The sequence below is a fragment of the Brachybacterium subflavum genome, from assembly GCF_009299795.1.
Classification (GTDB): domain Bacteria; phylum Actinomycetota; class Actinomycetes; order Actinomycetales; family Dermabacteraceae; genus Brachybacterium; species Brachybacterium subflavum.
On the sequence record NZ_VIGP01000002.1, the window covers coordinates 274,148 to 295,207 of the forward strand.

A 21,060-nucleotide genomic window follows, 5' to 3' on the forward strand; every position below is an offset into this window, starting at 1 on the left:
GGGTACAGGTGCATCACACCGAGATCACGGTCCTGTCACAGTTCGGCCTGCGGCAGCGGTCCGGGATCGGGTCAGCAGGCCCGGGATCGGGTGAGCAGGCCCGGGATCGGGTGAGCAGGTCCGGGATCGGGTCAGTAGGCCCGGGACGAGGACTCCGCCAGGGAGCCGAGCACGAACCCGCCGACGACGAGGAGCAGGAGGAGGGTGCCGATGATCGAGATGATCAGACCCGCGATCGCGAAGCCGCGCCCGCCGTGGGTGCTGTTCTCCCCGGTGGCCTGCATGCCGATGACGGAGAAGATGACGCCGAGCGGCGAGAGGGCGCCGCAGGCCACCACGAGCCCCACGAGGCCCAGGACGAAGCCGGCGATCGCCATCCCCGACGTCGGCCGGGGCGCGTACCCGGCGCCGGGCATCCCGCCGGGGTGCGCCGTCGAGGCCTGGTACGACGGCTGGGAGGTGGGCCGGTAGGACGGCTGCTGACTCGGTGTCCCGTCGGGCCGGGGCGCCTGCTCCGGCGACCCGAAGGGCCCTCCCGAAGGGGCCGAGGAGCCGGTGGCGTAGGGGTCCGTCGGACCGTGTCCGCTGCCCGAGCCGTACGGATCGTGGGAGCCGTACGAGCCGTATGAGCCGCCCGAGCTGTACGCGTCGGCCGAGCCGTACGAGTCGCCCGAACCGTACGAGTCGCCCGAACCGTAGGGGGAACCCAAGCCGTAGGGGGAACCCGATCCGTAGGAATCGCCGGCACCGGTGGACTCGCCCGCGCCGTAGGGTGACGGTGCGGAGCCCTGAGGGTCCTGGGGTCCGGGGGCGCTGAAGCCGCCGTAGCCGCTGCTGTCACTCATCGGATCGTGTTCTCCTGCATGGTCTCGTCGGGGCTCGCCGCCCCACGTGCTTCATTCTCCCGGTCGGGAGCCTGCCTCGCGGGGAGCCTGCCGGGGGCGTCCCCGCCCATTGCCGTCGGCCTCGTCGGCCTCGGATCATTCGATGCGCGGCTGATGGCGTTCGACGGCGACGATCCGGCCCCCGGGGACGGCGTGCACGATGAGCGCCTCGCCGGCCGAGAGATACGGGTCCGAGCGCGGCAGCTCGAGGGCGGCCTCCCGGCTCGCGAACTCGCGCACGGTGGCGATGACGGTGGGGAGCACGGGCCGGTGGGTGCACAGGATCGTCGGCCGGGCCTCGCGCAGCACGCGCTCGACGACCGCGGCGGTGCGCGAGGGCTCGGACGCATGCCCGGCCTCGGTGAGCGACTCCTTGGTGGCGATGTCCAGGCCCGAGAGCCGCGCGTACGGCTGGACCGTCGCCCGGCAGCGCTTCCAGGGGCTGGAGACCACGGAGTCCGGCGCGAAGGCGTCGATCATCGGCGGCAGGGCCTTGGCCTGCTTCTTCCCCTTCGAGTTCAGGGGGCGGCTCTTCTCGCCGTCGCGCCACTTCGAGCGGGAGACGGCCGCGGCATGGCGCTGGATGATGATCGGCCGGGTGCGCGCGGTGTCCTCGGCGAGCTGCTCGGAGAGCGCGGTGAGGGTGACGCGGTCGGTCTGCCGGGTGAGCAGCTGCTCGGCCTCGGAGATCTGCACCCAGCGGGTCTCGTCGATCTCCTTGGGATTCTTCGGGCCGGGCCCGATGCGCGAGCGCACGGCCGCGGTCCAGTACTGGACGATCTTCGAGCGGCCGTCGGGCAGCAGATAGACGGAGGCGGGCAACGGACGGTGCAGCCGCACCCGGTACCCGGTCTCCTCCCCCACCTCGCGGACGGCCGCGGCGGGGAAGGTCTCCTTCGCCTCGAGCTTCCCCTTGGGGATCGACCAGTCGTCGTAGCGGGGGCGGTGCACGAGCAGCACCTGCACCGTGCCGTGCTTCTCGCGCCAGATCAGCGCGCCCGCCGCGAGCACGGCGGGCTGGGCGCCGGGGACCGCCATCGTGCTCATGCGTTCGTCGCGTCCGACGGCGCGGAGCTCGGGGCCGCGGAGTCCGACGCCTCGGCGGGGCCCGACGAGCCGACCTCGCGGGCGCGGCGGAACTGGAGGTCACGGCCGGAGACGTCGAAGCCCAGGTGCTCGTAGAGGCCGAGCGCGGCGGTGTTGTCCCCTTCGACGTAGAGGGTCGCGGCGCCGACGCCGTCGACGGCGAGAACGCGCAGGGCGCGGCTGAGCAGGGCTCCGGCCACGCCCTGACCGGCGGCCTCGGGGTCGGTGCCGACGGCGTAGATCTCGGCGTCCGATGCGCCCTGGGAGCCCGACGTCCCCTCGGGGCCCTCGGCCTCCTCGCGCTTGACCCACACGAAGCCCAGCAGCTCGTCGCCGCGGCGGGCCACGTGGAGATCCTCGGCCCGGAACCAGGACTGGGCCATGCGCTCGTCGAGGTCCGCACGGGTCAGGCGGCCCTGCTCAGGATGGTCGGCGAAGGCGCGCGCGTTCACCCGCACCCAGGCGTCGGCGTCGCGCGCCGGGTCGAAGGCGTCCAGCTCGATGGCGGAGTCCCGGGGCTCGCGCGCCGGGATCGCCGCGGCGGCGTCGGCGCCCTGTCCCAGCACACGGCGCATCGTGAGCAGCTCGCGCACGGGCTCGAGACCGCGCTCGCGCAGGAAGGCGACCGAGGCGTCGAGCGCTCCGTGGGCCCAGATCCCGGCGTCGGGGCGACGCTCGAGGACCGCGTCCAGCAGCTGCGAGCCCAGGCCGCGGCGGCGGGCCCCGGGTTCGACGGCGCCCTGGGCGGTGCCGTCGCGCAGCACGGAGGCGTAGGCGAGGACGCGCGGCGAGTCCGACGAGTCCGATGAGCCCGGCGAGTCGGGTGAGACCGGGGAGCCGGGTGAGACCGGGGAGTCCGACGAGGGGTCGGAGAGCAGCAGGTGCAGCGTCCCGTCGGCACGCTCGGCGTGCAGGGCGAACAGCGCGGCCTCGTCCAGTGCGGCGACGCCGTCGTGGGCGCGGGTCCGCTCGAGGAGGAGGTCGACCGCCGGGCGCTGCGCAGGGCGCAGCTCGTCCGTGACGATCATGCGGGGGTGTCCTTATGGTCCGTGGCAGGGCTCCGCCGTCGGCGGCTCGTAGACTGCCACTGTAGCGTTCCCCCGAGCGGTCCCGGGACGCCCTCCCGCGGCGCGGGAGCGGGCGTCGCACCGGATGTCCCGGAGGGCGCGCGGACCCGCGGACGATCGGCGACGAGCCGGCCACGGCCACGGGTCCGGACCAGGGCAGGACGAACGCGGACGACGACGGCGAGACGAGTGCGAGGTGGGCGGATGACCGCATCGGAACGGGCCCCTCTGGGAGCCGTCCTGGCGGTCCTGCTGAGCCTGGTGACGCTCACCGGCGGCGCCTCGGTCCCGCTGATGGCGGCGCTGCTGTGCGTGCTGGCCCTGCTCGTGGGCATCGGCTGGCCGGACCTGCTCGAGCTGCCCAGCGCGCTCGGCTCGCGCATCGTGATCGTCGCCACGGGCATGCTCGCCGCCCTGCTCAGCGTGCGCACCGCGGAGAGCGGGGAGCCGCTGTGGAGCGTCGTGGTCGCCTGCGCGCTCGGCATCTTCGGCGCCTTCGTCCACCAGATGGTGCGTCGCAGCCGCGAGGAGCTCTCCGCCTCCCTGACCGGCACCGTGGGCGGCGTGATGCTCACCGGGATCTCCGCGACCTGGGTGGTCGCCCAGGCCGACGCCGCGACACCGGCCGAGGTGGGCCTGCTCGCCGCCTCCGGCGCGGGTCTCGCCGTGACGCTGCTGGTGACGGCCCTCGGCCTGCCGCGCACACCCCGGCTGATCCTCGCGATCGTGCTGGGCGCGGGCACCACCGCGCTGATGATGCACGAGATGTCCGCGATCGCCTGGCCGATCGCGCTGCTCGTGGGCGCGGTGCTCGCGATCGGCGCGAGCGGGGTGCACCTGCTGCTGGGGTCGGTGCTCGCCGCGCGCGAGCCCCTGCCCTCCCTCGCCGTCGCCGCCGGGCCCGTCGCCACGATCGGCGTCGTGGCACTGCTCACCCAGCGCCTGCTCGGCTGAGACGGGCCGGGACGCGCGCCTGCCCGTCCCGTCGGACGGTGCGCCCGCCCGCACCATCGACCCGGCCCGTCGGCCCGGCTCGTCGCCCGCCCCGTCGGCCCCGCCGGTGCCCTTCCGGCCGGTAGAGTGGGGGCATGTCTGTTCTGTCCCTCGTGTTCACCGCTCTCGTCGGCGTCGTCGGGCTCGGCACCGCCGGATTCGCCGTCCTCGTGGTCACCCGCCTGTTCGGCCGCTGATCCGATGCCGATCGTCCTGGACCCCTCGCTCCCCGAGAGCCTCTTCCCGCTGGCCTGGCTCGTCGGCTCCTGGAACGGCGACGGCGCCGCTCAGCTCCCCGACGAGGACGGCGAGCTGATCGGCCGCCGCATCGAGCAGAAGCTCGTGACCTCTGCGAACGAGGACGGCACCCTGGCCTGGGCGATGTCGACGGACCTCGTCGACGCCCCCGCCCCGCTGCCGCCCACGAGCGCGTTCGTCGACCCCGAGAAGGTCCCCCAGCAGGAGGCCGGCACGGGCGAGCGCAGCCTGCTGGTGCGCGAGAAGGGCTCCTGGCGCGTCGGCGATCCTCTGCCCGGACAGGACCTCGAGGCCGCCCGCGCCGCCAAGCCCGGCGACCCCGCGGGCGTCGTCTCGTACGGCGTCGAGCTCGTGATCGCCCGCGAGGACGGCGAGGAGATCTGGGCCGGCGAGGTGCGCGGACCGCGCATCCAGCTGGGACTGCGCACCTCCCCCACCGCCCGCGCGGCCGACGGCTCGATCGCCGCGACCCGCATGTTCGGGCTCGTCGGCGGCCGCCTCATGTGGCTGTGGGAGCGCACGACCGATCCCGCCGCGCCGAACGCGCTCTCCCCCTACCTCTCCGTCGAGCTCGACCGTGGCTGACATGGCCGACATGACCGAGCAGCCCGCTCACCCGCAGCGCCCCGTCCACCCGCCCCTGCTGGCGGGCTCCGGCGCCGTGCTCGCCGAGGACGGACCCGACCGCGGCATGCCCGCCCACTACGGAGCCCCGCTCAGGGAGCAGCGCCGTCTGCTCGCGCGCCGCGCCGTCGTCGACCTCGGCGGCCACGAGATCCTCGAGCTGAGCGGGGCCGACGCCCGCAGCTGGCTCACCACAGTCACCTCGCAGATGCTCACCGACGCCCCCGTGGGCGCCTCGCGCTCCCTCGCCGTGCTGAGCCCGCAGGGGCGCGTCGAACACCTGGCCTCCGCCACCGTCACCGGCGAGGAGACGATTCTGCTGGTCACCGACCCCGGTGCCCGGGCGGGTCTGCGCCGCTACCTCGAGATGATGCGCTTCGCCGCGCGCGTCGAGATCACGGACCGCGACGACCTGCGCCTGCTGGGCGGCCTCGCGCCCGCCGGGAACATCCTCGGCACCGCGGCGCTCGGGGCGACGGGCCTCGACCTCCCCGAGCCCGCCTTCGTGTGGACCGACCCGCACCCCGCGGTCGCCCCGGGCCATGTCGCCTACGGGCCCGACCCCGAGGACGGCACCGACTGGGTGCTCACCGCCGTCGATGCCGACGCCGCTGCGGCGCTCCCCTGGCGCGTCGAGCACCTCGCCGGCAGCGAGGCGGCCGAGGCTCTGCGCATCGCCTCCCACCGTGCACGCCAGGCCTCCGAGGTCGACGAGCGCAGCATCCCGCACGAGCTCGACCTGCTGCGCACCGCCGTCCACACGGCCAAGGGCTGCTACCGCGGCCAGGAGACCGTCGCCAAGGTGCTGAACCTGGGCCAGCCCCCGCGCCGGCTCACGATGCTGCTGGTCGACGGGTCGCAGAACGTCATGCCCCGGCACGGCGACCCCGTGCGCCTGGGCGGGAGCGAGGGAAAGCTCGTGGGGACCGTGACCTCTGCCGCCACCCACGCGGACCTCGGCCCGATCGCCCTGGCCGTCCTCAAGCGCGCCGCTCCGCTCGATGCGCCGCTCGTCATCGGATCCCGGATCAGCGCGGGCCCGTGGGAAGAAGGCGACGGGGCCGACGGGTCCGACGGTTCCGACGGTTCCGACGCGGCGCCCGAGGACGTCGAGATCACCTGGCTCGATGCGACGCAGGAGCCCATCGTGATCACCCGCGAGCACGGCGAGAGGCCCCGCACGGCGCGGCTCTGAATCGCCGGTGCCGCGTTCCGGCCGCGTTCCGGCCCACAGCGGCCCACACCGGCCCGGAGCACATGCCGAGAGCCGCGAGGCCTGACACAATGGGGCCATGGGCATGAGCGCGCAGAGTGAGCGGCACGATGCGCCCCAGGGCGCGGCCCCGGGAAGACCACAGGGCCAGTCGCTGTCCTGGTCGCAGCAGCGCGCAGAGGTGATCGCCGCGCAGGAGCAGGCGCTCGAGCACGCCCGTCGGACCGAGCACGAGAAGGCCACCGCGATCCTGCGGGAGTACGTCGAGCGCTTCGAGACCGCGGGCATCGCCCCGCGTCCGCTGCGCGCGCTCCCCTTCAAGGGCTCCGGGACCATCCGCACCCCGCTGCACGGCTGGTACCTCAAGCAGGACCGCACGATCGGCATCGACACCCGGGCCCGCTATTTCATCCTGCGGGCCGACGGCGGACTGCTCACGAGATTGCGGGGGGCGGAGATCGAACCCGTCGACGCCCCGCTGGTGGTGGGCCGCGGCGGCCGCGACGGTGAGACCTTCGACCTCAGGGAGCTGCTCGAGATGCGACTGAAGGATCCGGTGGTCGCATGAGCAGGACCGAGCCCCGGACCACCACCACGGACATCGACACCCCCAAGCCGCCGCTGGGCGACCGCGTGCGCGCGGCGATCTCCAGCCGCATCGGCGAGGGCCTCGAACGCGATCGCAAGGGCCTGGGCAGCATCGCCCGCGCGGGCATCGCGACCGCGGTCGCCTACCTCTTCGCCCACTTCGTGTGGGGCCACCAGTTCCCCTTCTTCGCGGCCATCGCCGCCTTCGTGATCATCGGGGTCTCCAGCACGGAGAAGAAGGTCCGCAAGGTGCTGGAGATGTCCACGGGCGTGATGTGCGGCGTGCTGCTGGGCGAGCTCGCGCGCGCGACGATCGGCTCGGGCACGTGGCAGATCGCGGTCGTCGTGGTCACGGCCGGGCTGCTGGCACGGCTCATCGACTCCGGGATCGTCTTCACGATGCAGATGTCGATCCAGTCGCTGCTGGTCACGGTCATGCCCCTCACCCCGTCGATGAGTCCGGGCGGCCGCATCCTCGACGCCCTCACGGGCGTGGTCGTGGGCATCCTCGTCCACCTGCTGACCTCGGGCGATCCCCGTCGAGGACAGCAGGCGGCCGCGCACTCGCTGTACCGGGCCCTCGAGGACTCGCTCACGCAGATGTCCCTCGCCGCCCGCACGGGGGACGTGAAGGTCGCGAGCGCCGCCCTCTCGCAGATCCGCACCACCTCCCAGGAGCTGGTGGACGAGTGGCGCATCGCGAACAACGCGGCCGAGGAGATCGCCACCTTCTCCCCCACCCACCTGCGCCGCGCGGGTGACGTCGGGCGCCTGCAGCACCTGCTCATCGGCTCCGATCGCGCCGTGCGCAACGTGCGCGTGATCGCCCGGCACGAGGTCGCCTTCCTCGAGTCGGTGAAGGGCCGCAGCTCCCATGCGCGTCTGGCCGACGCCCTGCTCGCCGCCCACGACGCCGCCGTCGCCCTGCGCGAGGCCGTCGACTCCGACGGCGACTTCACCGATGCACGCCGCGCGCTGCGGATCTTCTGCTCCTACCTCACGCCCGAGACGATGCTGCGCAGCGACGACGGCACGCGCCTGGGCCGGGTCGACCACTTCGAGGGCGTCGCCCTCGTGATCCAGCTGCGCTCGCTCGCGATCGACCTGCTCGAGGCCACCGGCCTGGACCACAAGGACGCGCAGCGCTTCCTGCCCAGCCTGCTCATCGCGGCCGACGGCGACACCATCGGGCCGCGTCCGCTCACGCGCGAGATGTCGGCCGTCGAACCGCCCGCCACCACCGAGGCGCTCGAGCTGCTGATCACCGACCGCTCCGACCCCGACCGCCGACGGGCATAGACCCTCAGCACGCCGACCCCGCGCCCCCGGGGCGCCTCCCATCCCGCGCCCGAGCTGTGCCGTTATCCTGGCCGCATGCTCTGGCTCCACGTCGCCCAGTACTGGATCTTCGCCGTGATCGCGGTGGTGCTCTTCGCGATCGAGATCTGGGCGCTGGTCAACGCTCTGCGCTTCCGCCCCGACGCCTACACCGCGGCGGGCAAGCGCACGAAGCTGTTCTGGGGCCTGCTCACGGGCCTCGCTCTGCTGCTCGGCTTCCTCTCCCTCCCCTACCCGGTGGGCCGCGGGGGCGCCTCGATGCTGCTGATGGTGATCGGGATCGTGATCTCCGGCGTCTTCCTGGCCGACGTCCTGCCGGCCCTGCGCTCGGTCATGGAGCGCTCGCGCAACAACAGGTACTGACCCCGCCGCGCCGGTCGCGCGCCCACCGGTCGATCTGACGTTCGGGTGGGAATTCATGCTCGATTCCCACCCGAACGTCAGATCGACCCGCGGGAGGGCGCCCCGGACGCGGAACGGGGCACCCACCTCGATGGTGGATGCCCCGTTCGAGCGTCGACCCGTCGGCCCGCCGATCCGCCGGACCATCGGATCGGGCTTGTCGGATCGGGCCTGTCGGATCGGGCCTCTCGGATCAGGCCTCGTGGGATCCCGCGCTGCGCAGGTTCTGCGCGGCCTCGACGATCCGGGCGGCCATGCCGGCCTCGGCCTTCTTGCCCCAGGCGCGGGGGTCGTAGGCCTTCTTGTTGCCGACGTCGCCGTCGACCTTGAGGACGCCCTCGTAGTTGTCGAACATGTGGCCGGCGGCCGGGCGCGTGAAGGCGTACTGGGTGTCGGTGTCGATGTTCATCTTGATGACGCCGTTGTCCACCGCCTCCTGGATCTCCTCGAGCGAGGAGCCGGAGCCGCCGTGCATGACCAGGTCGAACGGCTTGTCCTGGCCGTACTCCTTGCCCACCGCGTCCTGGATGTCCTTGAGGACGGAGGGGCGCAGCTTGACGTTGCCCGGCTTGTAGACGCCGTGGACGTTGCCGAAGGTGAGCGCGGTGAGGTAGCGGCCGTTCTCGCCCAGGCCCAGCTTCTTGGCGGTCTTCAGGCCGTCCTCGGGGGTGGAGAAGAGCTTGTCGTTGGAGACGTCCGCCTGGACGCCGTCCTCCTCGCCGCCGACCACGCCGACCTCGATCTCGAGGATCTTCTTGGCCTCGGCGGACTTCGCGAGCAGACGCTCGGCGATCTCGAGGTTCTCGTCGACCGGGACCGCGGAGCCGTCCCACATGTGCGACTGGAACAGCGGGTCGAGGCCCTTCTTCACGCGGTTCTCGAGGTCCCACTCGATGAGGGGCTCGACCCAGGTGGGCAGGACCTCCTTGGCGCAGTGGTCGGTGTGGAGCGCGACGTTGATCGGGTAGTTGTCAGCGACGGCGTGGACGAACTGCGCGAGGGCGATCGAACCGGCGACGCGGTCCTTGACCGTCGAGCCGGACAGGTACTCCGCACCGCCGAAGGACACCTGGATGATGCCGTCGGTGTTCGCCTCGGTGAAGCCCTGCAGGGCGGCGATGGCCGTCTGCGAGCTCGAGACGTTCACGGCGGGGTAGGCGAACGCGCCCTTCTTGGCGCGGTCGATCATCTCGGCGTACTTGTCAGGGGATGCGATGGGCATGTGTGCTCCTCACGCGAGTGCGAGTAACGGCATCGGGACACGCGCCGCGAAGGCGCGCAGTGCTGTTGATTCTCTCACGCCCACGCCTGAAGGGAACCTCCGGTCCGCGCCCGTGGACACGGGTCCGCCGACGCTGCCGTGCGGACCCCGGCCGGAGGCGTCGGAGCGCGATCACACCGCGCCCGCGCTCCCGCTTCCCTCTCCGCCGGGAGCGTGCTGGCGCATCCAGCTGTGCATGGCGATCGCTGCCGCCGCCGCGACGTTGAGCGAGCGGGTCGAGCCCAGCTGGGTGATCTCGAGGACGTCGTCGCAGACCGCCAGCAGCTCCGGGCTGATCCCCGGCCCCTCCTGGCCGAAGACGAGGACGGCGCGCTCGGGCAGCCGGGCGTGCTCGAGCGGCCTCGCGCCGGGGAGGATGTCGATCGCGATCAGCGGTCTGCCGCTCTCGTGCGCCCAGGCGGCGAGGTCCGCGGCGTCGGGGTGGTGGATCTCGTGCTGGTAGCGGTCGGTGACCATGGCGCCGCGGCGGTTCCAGCGGCGACGCCCGACGATGTGGAAGGCGCCGACCGCGAAGGCGTTCGCGGTGCGCACGATCGAGCCGATGTTCGCATCGTGCTCGAGGTTCTCGATCGCGACGTGCAGCTCGGTGCGGTGGGCGTCGAGGTCGGCGATGATCGCCTCGCGCCGCCAGTAGCGGTAGCGGTCCACGACGTTGCGGCGGTCCCCGCCCGCGAGCAGCTCGGGGTCCAGGCGCGGATCCTCGGGCCACGGCTCGGGGTGCGGGCCGACGCCGATCTCCCGCTCGGGGCCGACGGGCTCAACGGGCTCGACGGGCTCGACGGGGTCAGTGGGCTCGCCCGGGTCAGTCATGACTCGTCGTCCTGTCGTCCCGGTCCATCCCGTCGTCGCCGTGCTCCTGCGCGCGGACGCGGAGGTCCGGGTCGGGCAGGCCCTGGGCGCGTCGGCGCCGCTCGCGCCGCACGAGCCGCACCACCCAGATCACGAGGAGCAGCGCGATCACCGCGTACACGATGTTCGAGATGACCTCGGTGAACGGCTCGATGACGTGCCAGTTCGCGCCGAGCGTGAAGCCCAGGGTGATGAACAGGGCGTTCCAGATCGCGCTGCCCGCGAGGGTGAGCAGGGTGAAGCGCCAGAACGGCATCGCGAACAGGCCCGCGGGGATGGACACGAGCGACCTGATCCCGGGGACCATGCGTCCGAAGAACACGCCCTTGGTGCCGTGTCGGCGCATCCAGTCGACCGTCCGGTCGAAGTCCTCGACGTGCAGCAGCGGCAGGCGCAGGAACAGGGAGCGCAGGCGGGCGGGTCCCAGGGCCCGGCCCAGTCCGTACAGCAGCCACGCGCCCGCAATCGACCCGACGAGGGAGAACAGCAGCATCTCGACGAAGGAGTGGCCCTCCTTCGCGGCGGCCACGCCCGCGAGCGGCAGGATCACCTCGGAGGGGATCGGCGGGAACACGTTCTCGAGGAAGATGAGGAGGGCGACGCCGAGGCCGCCCAGGGCGTCCATGGTGTCCACGGCCCAGTCGACGACGTTCATCGGAACGCCCCGGCTCGCGGGACGGATGCGGGGGCGCAGGTCATGGGGGCCTCTCGCTCGTGGACGGGCAGCACCATCGTAGAGGTCGCGCCGATCAGCTTCCTGGCACGGACCTGACCTTCTACTGTGTGCCCCATGACCTTCAATCCGAACGCCGACATCCGCTCGGACAACGTCTCCCGGGGCGGCGGAGGCGGCCGCGGCCGCGGCATCGCCATCGGCGGCGGGGGCGGCGGGTGCCTGCTGCTGGTGATCGTGGTGGTCTACGCGGTCATGGGCGGGAATCCGCTGGACCTGCTGCAGGGCTCGGATTCGGGCAGTTCGCAGTCCCAGGACCAGGGCGCGGGCGGGGACACCGGGTGCTCGACGGGCGCTGATGCGAACGCCTCGGACGACTGCCTCGTGCAGGCCACCGTCGAATCGGCCGACGCCACCTGGCGGGGCCTCGCGCCGCAGATGGGCATCTCCTTCAGCGAGCCGCGCGGGAAGCTGTTCTCCGGGCAGACGAACACGGGCTGCGGCGCCGCCTCACGGGACGTTGGCCCCTTCTACTGCCCGGCCGACAGCACCATCTACATCGACACGAGCTTCTACGACGAGCTCAGCTCGACCTACGGGGCATCCGCCGGCGCCTTCGCGAAGGAGTACGTGGTCGCCCACGAGTACGGGCACCACATCCAGAACCTGCAGGGCACGATGGGCCGCATCGACCACTCGCAGAAGGGCCCGAGGAGCGACGGGGTGCGCCTCGAGCTGCAGGCCGACTGCTACGCGGGCGTGTGGGCGGACCATGCCTCGTCCTCGAAGGACCAGGAGGGCCAGGCATTCCTCGAGCCGCTCACCGACGAGGACATCTCCGACGCGCTCTCGGCGGCGAGCGCCGTGGGCGACGACCACATCCAGGGCGAGGTCTCGGGCGGCGACGTGAACCCCGAGACCTGGACGCACGGCTCCTCCGCGCAGCGCCAGAAGTGGTTCACCACCGGCTACGAGTCCGGCGATCCGGCGTCCTGCGACACCTTCTCGACCTCGGACCTGTGACGGGTCCGCTCAGATGGTGAGCTCGTCGACCGAGAACGCGGAGAGGTACCGGTAGCCGGCCGCCTCGATCTTCTCGAGGGCGCCGGTGCCGCGGTCCATGATCACCGCGACGGCCCGGATCCGCGCGCCGGCCTCCTCGATCGCCTCGCACGCGGTGAGCACGCTGCCCCCGGTGGTGGAGGTGTCCTCGACGGCGATCACGTCGCGGCCCGCGATGTCGGGGCCCTCGATGCGGCGCTGCAGGCCGTGGGCCTTGTTCGCCTTGCGCACGACGAACGCGTCCAGGCGCGGCGAGGGCAGGGCGGAGGCGCCCTCCTCCGCCGCGAAGTTCGACCAGGGATGGGCGCCCGCGGCGGAGGCATCGTGCGCGGCGGTGTGGAGGATCGAGGTCGCGACCGGATCCGCGCCGAGCGTCAGGCCGCCCACGGCGGTCGCGGCGTCGGCCCCGTGGACCAGGCCCTCGGAGGCGAGCAGGTCGAGCATGACGCGGCCGACGAGCGGGGCCGCCTCGTGGTGCAGGGTGATGCGGCGCAGGTCGATGTAGTAGTCGGCCTCGGCGCCGGAGGAGAGCGTCACCTTCCCGCGCACCACGGCGAGGTCGTCGATGAGCTGGAGCAGGCGGGCGCGCGCGTCGGCGGTCGAGATGTCGGGCATGGCACCAGGGTAGACGCAGGGCGCGTCCCGCCGCGTCCCTCGTTCAGCCCGCCGTCGAGCGGCGGCCCGGGCTCTCGGGGGTCGCGCTCAGCCGTCCTCGCGCTGCCAGGGGGCCTTCAGCCGGCGCCGGGACGCGCGCCGGCGCGCGCGGCCGAGGGCCCGTCGGCCGGCCGCGGCCTCCCACCGGGGGGAGGCGAGCAGGCGCACCAGGCGTCGGGGCGCGAGGCGGGAGACCTCTCCCGCGGCCCGGTACTTGACCGAGGGGATCGAGAGCACCTGGCCCTTGGCGGCGTCGCGCAGGGCCTGCTCCACCACGAACGGGGCCTTCAGCCAGGTCACGCGCGGCAGGCCCTCGACGCTGATCGCGGCGCGCTCGTGGAACTCCGTGGCGACGAAGCCGGGCAGCAGCGCGGTCGCCGTGACCCCCGTGCCCTTGAGCTCGGTCGCCAGGGACTCGGTGAACACGGTGACCCAGCTCTTGGAGGCCGCATAGGGGCCGGCCGCGGTGTACCCGGCCAGGGAGCTGACGTTGATGATCGCGCCGCAGCGACGCTGGACCATCACCCGCGCGGCCGCGTGGGAGAGCACCAGGACGGCCCGGATCAGCGTGTCCATCTGCTTCTCGTGCTCCTCGACGCCGACCTCGAGGAAGCGTCCGCGCAACCCGTATCCCGCGTTGTTCACGAGCAGCGAGACCGGGGCCACGGGATCGGTGACGGCGGTGGCCACGCGATCCAGCTCGCGTCGCACGGAGAGGTCGGCCGCGAGCACGTCCACCTCGACATTGTGCACGTGGCGGATCTGCTCTGCGACCGCGCGCAGGCGCCCCTCGTCACGGGCGACGAGCAGCAGGTCGTGCCCCGTCCCGGCGAGCTGCCAGGCGAACTCGAGGCCCAGTCCGGCGGTCGAGCCGGTGACCAGTGCGCGTGCCATGTCCTGATGCTAGTCGCGCGAGGGCGCGCCAGCGGCCCTGTCCGAGGTGTCGGCGGAGGACTGCTCCGGGGCGCCGGAGTCCGGATGCTCCGAGGCGGCCTCGCCCAGGTACGCGAGGGCGGCGGCGACCTGCGCACGCGTCATCGCCTCGAGGGTGGGATGGAGCTCGGGCACGAAGGCGCTCTGGTGATTCGCGGGGACCTCGCTCGCGACCGTGCCGTCGGCCTGGGCGCGGCGGTACAGGTCGGGATCGGTGCCGCCGACGGTCCAGTACACGTACGGGGCACCGAAGGCGTCGGGGAGATGCGAGAAGTCCTCGCTCGCGGTCGACGGCGCCATCGTGATCACCTGGCCGTCGTCGAACGCCCCCTCGAAGGCGGCCCGCACGATCTGCTCCTGCTCCGGATCGTTGCTGGTCAGCGGGTACTGGTCGTAGTACTCGAACTCCGGTTCCCGCGTGCAGCCGGAGGCCGCGCACTCGGCCCGCACGATGCGCTCGAGGGCGGCGATCACCTCGTCGCGCACGTCCGGGTCGTAGTGGCGCAGGTTCAGGCGCAGCTCGGCGGTCGCGGGGATGACGTTGGACTTGGTCCCGGCGTTCAGCGCGCCGACGGTCACCACGGAGAACGCGCCCGGCGGGATCTCGCGGGACACGATCTGCTGCAGCCGCAGCACGATGCTGGAGGCGAGGACCACGGGGTCGACGGCGAGGTGCGGCATGGAGCCGTGCGCACCGCGCCCGTGCAGGGTGATGTGCACGGAGTCGCCCTGGGAGAGGACGGGACCGTCGGTGATCGCGACCTGGCCGGCGATCCCGGGCATGACGTGCTGGCCGAGCGCCACGTCGGGCCGCGGCACGGCCTCCGCGAGGCCGTCGCGGAGCATCGAGAGGGCGCCGTCGGCCTCCTCCTCGCCGGGCTGGAACACGGCGACGTAGGTGCCGCTCCAGTCCTCGCGGTTCTCGACCAGGGCGCGCACCGCGCCCAGCAGCGCGGAGAGATGGAAGTCGTGCCCGCAGGCGTGCATGACCCCCTCGGTCTCGGAGCGGTAGTCGACGATCTCGTCCTCGGTGACGGGCAGGGCGTCGATGTCGGCGCGGGCGAGGACCGTCGGCCCCTGCCCGTTCTCGATCACGGCGACCACGCCCGTCCCGCCGAACCGGCGCGTCTCCAGGCCCAGCTGCGCGAGCTCGCTCTCGATCCTCCCGGCCGTCCGCTCCTCCTGCATGCTCAGCTCGGGGTGGCGGTGGACGTCCTTGTAGAGGTCCTCCTGCCAGTTCCCCATCGATGTCAGGCTCTGCTCGATCGCGATGTCCATGCCCCTACTGTGCATCCTCGGTCGGCCGGTGTGCAGGGGGATCGGACGCGGCGGGTCCGGCGGGCCGGAGGCGCCGTGCCGATCGAGGGGACGGGCGCGTCGGCCCGCCCGCATAGACTCGTCCCATGCGGATCGCCACCTGGAACATCAACTCCCTGCGCGCCCGGATGGATCGGCTGCTCGCGCTGCTCGAGCGCCAGGAGATCGACGTGATCGCCCTGCAGGAGATCAAGGCGAAGCCCCAGCAGCTGGACCTCAGCGGTCTCGAGGCCGCCGGGTACGAGGTCGCCGCGCACGGCCTGAACCAGTGGAACGGCGTCGCGATCGCTTCGCGCGTCGGCCTGGCCGATGTGCGCACCGAGCTGCCGGCGGTCCCCGTCTGGCCCGAGGACGAGGACGGCGTGGTCGAGGCGCGCGCGCTCGGCGCCGTCGTCGGCGGCGCCGAGGACGGCTCCGGCGGCCTGCGCCTGTGGTCCCTGTACGTGCCCAACGGCCGCGAGATCGACCACCCGCACTACGGCTACAAGCTGCGCTGGCTCGAGGCGCTCCGCGCCGAGGGAGCCCGCGAGCTCGCGGCCGACGCCGACGCCCGTGTGCTGCTGACCGGCGACTTCAACGTCGCCCCCGAGGACGACGACGTCTGGTCGATCGAGTTCTTCGAGGGGAGGACGCACGTCACCGAGCCCGAGCGCTCGGCCTTCCGGGCCGTGGTCGACGAGGGCTACGCGGACCTCGTGCGCCCCGACCACCCGGGCCCCGGCGTGTACACGTACTGGGACTACCAGCAGCTGCGCTTCCCGAAGAAGGAGGGCATGCGCATCGACTTCGCGCTCGGCTCCCCCGCCGTGCAGGCGGCCTACCGCGCCTCCTTCATCGACCGCGAGGAGCGCAAGGGCAAGGGCGCCTCCGACCACGCGCCCGTGGTGCTCGACCTGGAGCTCTGACCCCGCTCCGCGGATCCTCCACAATGCCCGTTTATCCCCCATCCGGGGTGCAGGGCTGACGGGGAGGCCGCTCGCGCCGACGCTGGGGGCATGACCAGCCTCCTGGACCGCCCCGCACTCCGCACGCCCTCCCGATTCCCGGCCGCCTCCTCCCCGCCGGGTGCCGAGGGCCCGCGCGAGCGCACGCCGGTCCTTCGGGGACGCGGGCCGGCGTCCGGGGCCGCGGGCGGTGCGCCGGCCGTCGTCGTCTGGCACGACGCCGCCGCGGAGGACGATGCCGCGGGGAGCCTGCGGGCGCTGGTCGCGGACCATGCCGGCGCCGCCGGCGCCGTGCTGCGGGACGCTCGCGCGCTCGCCGCACCGGGACCTTCCGGACCTGCCGGACCGGCCGGGCCGGCCGGACCTGCCGGACCGGCCGGGTCCGCGGGAGCGGGCGAGGCGCTGCACCTGTGCACGCCCGCCGCGCTGCTCGCCGATCCGCCGCGCACCGCCCGCTCCAGGCTGCTCGTGGTCACCGATCGCCCGGTCTCCGAACCCGTGTGGCGGCGTGCGCTCGAGCTCGGGGCGGCGGCCGTGCTGCGCCTCCCGGAGGACTCGACGCGTCTGCTCTCTCTGCTGGGGGACGCGCTGCGACCGCGCCGGAGCGCGCGCATCATCGGGGTGGTCGGCGGGTGCGGCGGGGCGGGCGCCTCGAGCCTCGCGGCGCGGCTCGCCGGGGCGGCCGCCCGTGCCGGCCGCTCGAGCGTGCTGATCGACGCCGATCCGATGGGCGGCGGCCTCGACGCGCTCGTCGAGGCCCCGGAGCTGCGCGGCGCCTGCTGGGAGGATCTCTCCGGGATCGATGCGGCCGACGGCGAGGCCCTGGTCGCAGGACTCCCCGAGGTCGACGACGTGCGCCTGCTGGTGGCTCGGGAGGATCCCGCTCCCAGCGGCATGCAGCTCGACCACGTGCTGGCCGCGCTCGACTCCCTCACCGCGCAGGTCGTGGTCGACCTCGCCCCGGATCTGGTGGGCCCCGCGATCGCTCACCTCGACCGCCTGTACGTGGTGCTGCCGGCGACCGACCATGCCCTGCGCGCCACCGCCCGGCGCCTCGCCGCCTGGCATCTGCCGCCCGGGGGCGCCGAGGCTGTGCTCCGCGGTCGCGGACCCGTGTCCTCCGCGGATGTCCGGGAGCTGCTGCACCTGGGCGTCGCCGGGCGCTTCGCGGACTCCTCGCGCGGGACCGTGCCGCTGCTGGACGTGCGGCGTCGAGGCGCGGACGGCCTCGCCCGTCGCCTCGCGGCGAGCTGGGAGGACGGGCGATGAGCGCCGTGGACGCCCCGGAGGGCGCTCTCGACGCGGTGATCGACCGCGTGCGCGAGGATCTCGCGGCGGAGCCCGGCCCCGTCGACGTCCCTCGGGTCTCCCGGGCGCTGCGCCGGGAGGGCCGTGTGCTCGGGGCCGCCGCGATGCTCGAGATCACGAGCCGGGTGCGCGACCACGTCTCCGGGCTCGGGCCGCTCCAGGATCTCGTGGAACCCGGCGTCACCGACGTGCTCGTCAACGGCGACGGCAGCGTGTGGGTCGACGGCGCCGAGGGGCTGCACCGCAGCCCTGTGCATGTCACCCCCGAGCAGGCGCGCTCTCTCGCCGTGCGTCTGGCGACCCTGGGCGGCAGACGCCTCGACGACGCCGTGCCCTGCGCGGACGCGCGCCTGCCCGGCGGCATCCGGTTCCACGGGGTGCTCTCGCCGCTCTCGCCCACGGGCGCCCTGATCTCCCTGCGCCTGCCCTCCCGGCGCACGATGAGCCTCGCGGATCTCGAGGCCGCAGGTGCTCTCCCGGACCCGCTGCCCGAGGTGATGCGGGCGCTCGTCGCCGCACGCGCCGCGTTCGTCGTCACCGGCGGCACCGGGACGGGGAAGACGACCCTGCTCGGGGCGCTGCTCGCCCTCGTCCCCGAGAGCGAGCGCATCGTCGTCATCGAGGACGCGCAGGAGCTGCGCATCGACCATCCCCATGCCGTCCACCTGCAGTCCCGGCACGCCAACAGCGAGGGCACGGGGGCGGTGGACCTGGCCGACCTGGTCCGCCAGAGCCTGCGCATGCGTCCGGATCGCCTGGTGCTGGGCGAATGCCGCGGCGCCGAGGTGCGCGAGCTGCTCCAGGCGCTGAACACGGGACACGAGGGCGGGTGCGGGACCCTGCACGCCAACACCGCCCTGGACGTGCCTGCCCGGCTCGAGGCGCTCGGCGCGCTGGGCGGACTGGACCGGCAGGCGCTCGCCGCACAGGCCGCGAGCGCCCTCGAGGTGGTCGTGCACCTCGGCCGTCCGCACGGCCGACGCCGGATCGTCGAGCTCGCGGTGCTCGAGCGCGGAGACGACGGCGCGCTGCGCGCAGTGCCCGCGCTCGTCCTTCGCGAGGAGGTGACCGTCCCCGGTCCCGGATGGGACCGGCTCGCCCACCGCCTCCGCCTCGACATGCCGCCGACGGCGGGACCCGCGAGCACGGACCGCGCCAGGGGGCGCCACAGCGCCCGCGCGGACGGCAGGGCGGCGCGACCGGAGGCCGACCGATGAGCATCCTCCCGCCCCTGCTCGCCGCCCCTCTCGTCCTCCTCGTGGTCTGGAGCAGGGGCCCTGCCGTCGCGGCACCCGGCCGGCGACCGCCGCGCCCTCCCCGTCGGCCGCAGCACGCGAGCACGCTGGACGTGGCGCGCATGGTCGAGCGGCTCGCGGTGGTGCTCGGCAGCGGGTCGCCCGTGCGCGGCGCATGGAGGATCGTCGCCGACTCGCTGCCGCCCGGCGACCTCTCCCAGCTGGCCGCCCGGGTGAGCGCAGGCGCCGACCCGCACCGCGCCGCCCAGGGACGCCTCTCGCGCTCCGCGGAGATCCGGGCGCTCGGCACCGCGCTCGAGGTCTGTGAGCACAGCGGCGCCCCCATGTCCTCCCTGCTCGAGGGGCTCGCAGGCGCCCTGCGCGGGCTGCACGACGCCGCGGCCGCGCGCCGCGGCGCCTTCGCGGGTCCGCGGGCGACCGGCCGCATCCTGCTGGGGCTGCCCGTCGCCGGCATCGCCCTGGGCGCACTCCTGGGCGCCGATCCCCTGCGGATCCTGTTCGGCACCACCACCGGCCATCTGCTGCTGATCAGCGGCTGCGCTCTGACCCTCGCCGGCTGGTGGTGGATGCGCTCCCTCCTGCGCACCGCGGAGGGGCACGCGCACAGAGGTGTGGACCCCTCCGTGCTCCTGGATCTCATCGCCGGGGCGATGACCTCCGGGCTGCCGCTGGCCGGTGCCGCGTCCGTGGTGGCGCAGGCCCTCGCCGAGGATCCGTCCTCGCAGGTCGCCGCGAAGGACCTGGACCGCTTCGCGCAGTCCCTCGCGGCGGGCGTCCCCTCCGTGCTCGCGGCGCGGCACCTGCCGCCCGATCTCACGGTGCTCGGGGAGTCCGCGCTGCTGGCCGAGCGCTCCGGCGCGGACCTCACGCGCGTCCTCCGCGGGGCCGCGCGGGACGCCCGTCGCGACCGCGTCCGCGACGCCGAGGCGGCCGCCGCGCGCCTGGCCGTGCGACTGGTCCTGCCCACCGGCACCACCCTGCTCCCGGCCTTCGTGCTGCTCGGGATCATCCCGACCGTCGCCTCGCTGCTGAGCGGATCCCTGGGCGTCGAGACCTGGCTCCCCGTCGTCTGACCGCCGCTCGTCCTCCGACCTGCCTCACCCCTGACCCCCGGGCTCGCGCCCGGTCCGCGCCGCCGATCGGCGGCGCGCCATCACCCGCACGCGCGGGTCCACCCGAAGGAGATCACCATGTCCGCACCCGTCCTCACCCAGTCCGTCCCGCGCCGCCGGCGCGCGGCCGCCACCCGCCCTGCGCGCATCGGGCCCAGGACCACCCGGGCCGCGGCGGACCCGTCCCCGCGCCCGCGCGCCCACGCTCCCCACGGCGGCACCGGCGTGTTCGGGCCCACCCGGCACCGCCTGGGTGCGGCCCTGCGGGACGACGCCGGCGCGTCGACCGCGGAGTACGCCATCACGGTGCTCGCGGCCTGCGGCTTCGCGGCCGTGCTGGTGCTGCTGCTGAAGTCCGGCGAAGTGCGGGAGCTGCTGATGAACATCATCACCTCGGCGCTCTCGCTGGGGCAGTGACCGTCTGCTCCCCCGCCCCGCCCGCGCAGCGCGCGCACGCCGACGAGGCGTCCCGGCAGGCCCCTTCCCGGGCCGGCCGGGGCGTCCGCCGCCCGCATCCGCAGGCACATCGTCCGCGACTCCTCCGTCGCCGGCTGCGCGGCAGCACCGGCTCGGTGACGGCGGAGACAGCGATCGTGCTGCCCGTGGTCGTGCTGATGGTGCTCGTGATCCTCGTGGCCGGGATCGGGATCGGAACACAGGTGCAGCTCGAGTCCGCGGCCCGCGGCGCGGCCCGCGAGCTCGCGCGCGGGCAGAGCGAGGGCGAGGCCGTGCAGAGCGCACAGCGGATCGCCGGCGACGGCGCGCAGGTGAGCATCGGGTCCGACGGCGCGTGGGTGCGCGTGACGGTGACGCGCACCGTGGGCGCCCGGGGCGGCCTGCTCTCCGGTTCGAGCTGGGACCTCAGCGGCTCGGCACAGGCGCGCCGGGAACCGCACCTGGTGGGCGACGGGCAGGGAGGAGGCGCGCCGTGACGCCGCGACGCGCGCGTCAGGGCGCATGGGAGGAAGGATCCGCGCCCGCGAGCGTCCTCGCCTACATCGGGGCGATGACGGCAGTGCTGGGCGCGGTCGTCGTCATCGGGCAGGGGCTGCTCGCGCTCGCGGCCGCGGACACCGCCGCGGACCTCGCCGCGCTCGCGGGCGCCGACTCGCTCGCCGTCGGCGGCAGCGCACCGTGCGCTGTCGCCTCCGAGGCGGCCGCCCGCAACGACGCGACCCTGCTCGCGTGCACCGTCGCGGGTCAGGACGTGATCGTCG

General features: G+C 73.9%; 22 protein-coding genes and 1 pseudogene. 14 read left to right on the top strand and 9 right to left on the bottom strand.

Annotated features, from left to right (window positions below; all coding sequences use genetic code 11):
* Positions 1-131: 131 nt before the first annotated feature.
* The 3 genes from FHG10_RS05090 to mshD all read right to left on the bottom strand — a co-directional run bounded on the left by FHG10_RS05090 (position 132) and on the right by mshD (position 2,998).
* The gene (locus FHG10_RS05090) at positions 132-845 is read right to left on the bottom strand and encodes a DUF4190 domain-containing protein (RefSeq protein ID WP_152352241.1); all 714 of its coding nucleotides are present in this window, start codon (positions 843-845) and stop codon (positions 132-134) included.
* A 135-nt stretch (positions 846-980) separates the two neighbouring features.
* Entirely contained in the window at positions 981-1,931 is a 951-nt protein-coding gene (locus FHG10_RS05095; RefSeq protein WP_227488043.1) for an NUDIX hydrolase, read from the bottom strand.
* Positions 1,928-2,998 (bottom strand): mycothiol synthase, encoded by a 1,071-nt coding sequence (gene mshD / locus FHG10_RS05100; protein WP_152352242.1) that lies wholly within the window; start codon positions 2,996-2,998, stop codon positions 1,928-1,930. Before mshD ends, FHG10_RS05095 begins: the two co-directional genes overlap by 4 nt.
* 243 nt (positions 2,999-3,241) lie before the next feature.
* Between mshD and FHG10_RS05105 the strand changes: the two genes are divergently transcribed.
* From FHG10_RS05105 to FHG10_RS05130, 6 genes are all read left to right on the top strand, one after another.
* Positions 3,242-3,991 (top strand): hypothetical protein, encoded by a 750-nt coding sequence (locus FHG10_RS05105; protein ID WP_152352243.1) that lies wholly within the window; start codon positions 3,242-3,244, stop codon positions 3,989-3,991.
* Positions 3,992-4,231: 240 nt separating this feature from the next.
* Positions 4,232-4,873, top strand: a complete 642-nt coding sequence (locus FHG10_RS05110) for an FABP family protein (protein ID WP_152352244.1) — start codon at positions 4,232-4,234, stop codon at positions 4,871-4,873.
* A 1-nt stretch (position 4,874) separates the two neighbouring features.
* Complete coding sequence (gene ygfZ / locus FHG10_RS05115; protein WP_227488044.1) at positions 4,875-6,107, top strand: CAF17-like 4Fe-4S cluster assembly/insertion protein YgfZ; 1,233 nt, start codon at positions 4,875-4,877, stop codon at positions 6,105-6,107.
* Between the two features lie 103 nt (positions 6,108-6,210).
* Positions 6,211-6,693, top strand: coding sequence for a hypothetical protein (locus FHG10_RS05120; RefSeq protein ID WP_227488045.1), 483 nt, complete (start codon positions 6,211-6,213; stop codon positions 6,691-6,693).
* On the top strand, positions 6,690-8,012 hold the full coding sequence (locus FHG10_RS05125; RefSeq protein WP_152352245.1) for an FUSC family protein: 1,323 nt from the start codon (positions 6,690-6,692) through the stop codon (positions 8,010-8,012). The genes FHG10_RS05120 and FHG10_RS05125 overlap by 4 nt, the downstream gene beginning before the upstream one ends.
* A 75-nt stretch (positions 8,013-8,087) precedes the next feature.
* A complete protein-coding gene (locus FHG10_RS05130) occupies positions 8,088-8,414 on the top strand; it encodes a DUF2516 family protein (protein ID WP_152352246.1) in 327 nt (108 codons plus the stop codon).
* Between the two features lie 232 nt (positions 8,415-8,646).
* Here FHG10_RS05130 and fbaA read toward each other — a convergent pair whose 3' ends face one another.
* The 3 genes from fbaA to FHG10_RS05145 all read right to left on the bottom strand — a co-directional run bounded on the left by fbaA (position 8,647) and on the right by FHG10_RS05145 (position 11,239).
* Entirely contained in the window at positions 8,647-9,675 is a 1,029-nt protein-coding gene (gene fbaA, locus FHG10_RS05135; RefSeq protein ID WP_152352247.1) for a class II fructose-bisphosphate aldolase, read from the bottom strand.
* A 171-nt stretch (positions 9,676-9,846) separates the two neighbouring features.
* On the bottom strand, positions 9,847-10,545 hold the full coding sequence (locus tag FHG10_RS05140; RefSeq protein WP_152352248.1) for a TrmH family RNA methyltransferase: 699 nt from the start codon (positions 10,543-10,545) through the stop codon (positions 9,847-9,849).
* Positions 10,538-11,239 carry a DedA family protein gene (locus FHG10_RS05145; RefSeq protein ID WP_152352249.1) on the bottom strand — a complete coding sequence of 234 codons (702 nt, stop codon included), beginning with the start codon at positions 11,237-11,239 and terminating at the stop codon, positions 10,538-10,540. The genes FHG10_RS05140 and FHG10_RS05145 overlap by 8 nt, the downstream gene beginning before the upstream one ends.
* A gap of 135 nt (positions 11,240-11,374) precedes the next feature.
* On the opposite strand from FHG10_RS05145, the gene ypfJ reads away from it, so the two are divergent.
* Positions 11,375-12,280, top strand: coding sequence for a KPN_02809 family neutral zinc metallopeptidase (gene ypfJ, locus FHG10_RS05150; protein ID WP_152352250.1), 906 nt, complete (start codon positions 11,375-11,377; stop codon positions 12,278-12,280).
* 9 nt (positions 12,281-12,289) lie between these two features.
* On the opposite strand, the gene FHG10_RS05155 is transcribed toward ypfJ, so the two are convergent.
* From FHG10_RS05155 to FHG10_RS05165, 3 genes are all read right to left on the bottom strand, one after another.
* Positions 12,290-12,934 (bottom strand): orotate phosphoribosyltransferase, encoded by a 645-nt coding sequence (locus FHG10_RS05155; protein ID WP_152352251.1) that lies wholly within the window; start codon positions 12,932-12,934, stop codon positions 12,290-12,292.
* Between the two features lie 87 nt (positions 12,935-13,021).
* Positions 13,022-13,867 carry an SDR family NAD(P)-dependent oxidoreductase gene (locus FHG10_RS05160; RefSeq protein WP_152352252.1) on the bottom strand — a complete coding sequence of 282 codons (846 nt, stop codon included), beginning with the start codon at positions 13,865-13,867 and terminating at the stop codon, positions 13,022-13,024.
* Between the two features lie 9 nt (positions 13,868-13,876).
* A complete protein-coding gene (locus FHG10_RS05165) occupies positions 13,877-15,184 on the bottom strand; it encodes an amidohydrolase (RefSeq protein ID WP_193636200.1) in 1,308 nt (435 codons plus the stop codon).
* A 125-nt stretch (positions 15,185-15,309) separates the two neighbouring features.
* Between FHG10_RS05165 and FHG10_RS05170 the strand changes: the two genes are divergently transcribed.
* From FHG10_RS05170 to FHG10_RS18385, 7 genes and pseudogenes are all read left to right on the top strand, one after another.
* Positions 15,310-16,128, top strand: coding sequence for an exodeoxyribonuclease III (locus tag FHG10_RS05170; protein ID WP_152352254.1), 819 nt, complete (start codon positions 15,310-15,312; stop codon positions 16,126-16,128).
* Positions 16,129-16,218: 90 nt separating this feature from the next.
* The gene (locus FHG10_RS05175; protein WP_152352255.1) at positions 16,219-17,436 is read left to right on the top strand and encodes a hypothetical protein; all 1,218 of its coding nucleotides are present in this window, start codon (positions 16,219-16,221) and stop codon (positions 17,434-17,436) included.
* Complete coding sequence (locus FHG10_RS05180; protein WP_152352256.1) at positions 17,433-18,692, top strand: TadA family conjugal transfer-associated ATPase; 1,260 nt, start codon at positions 17,433-17,435, stop codon at positions 18,690-18,692. The genes FHG10_RS05175 and FHG10_RS05180 overlap by 4 nt, the downstream gene beginning before the upstream one ends.
* Positions 18,689-19,804 (top strand): type II secretion system F family protein, encoded by a 1,116-nt coding sequence (locus FHG10_RS05185; RefSeq protein WP_152352257.1) that lies wholly within the window; start codon positions 18,689-18,691, stop codon positions 19,802-19,804. Before FHG10_RS05180 ends, FHG10_RS05185 begins: the two co-directional genes overlap by 4 nt.
* Positions 19,805-19,921: 117 nt before the next feature.
* On the top strand, positions 19,922-20,260 hold the full coding sequence (locus FHG10_RS18195) for a DUF4244 domain-containing protein (protein ID WP_227488046.1): 339 nt from the start codon (positions 19,922-19,924) through the stop codon (positions 20,258-20,260).
* A gap of 155 nt (positions 20,261-20,415) precedes the next feature.
* Positions 20,416-20,775 carry a TadE family type IV pilus minor pilin gene (locus tag FHG10_RS05195; RefSeq protein WP_227488047.1) on the top strand — a complete coding sequence of 120 codons (360 nt, stop codon included), beginning with the start codon at positions 20,416-20,418 and terminating at the stop codon, positions 20,773-20,775.
* Between the two features lie 74 nt (positions 20,776-20,849).
* A pseudogene (locus FHG10_RS18385) lies at positions 20,850-21,059 on the top strand (Rv3654c family TadE-like protein); the annotation flags it as partial.
* Position 21,060 lies beyond the last annotated feature (1 nt).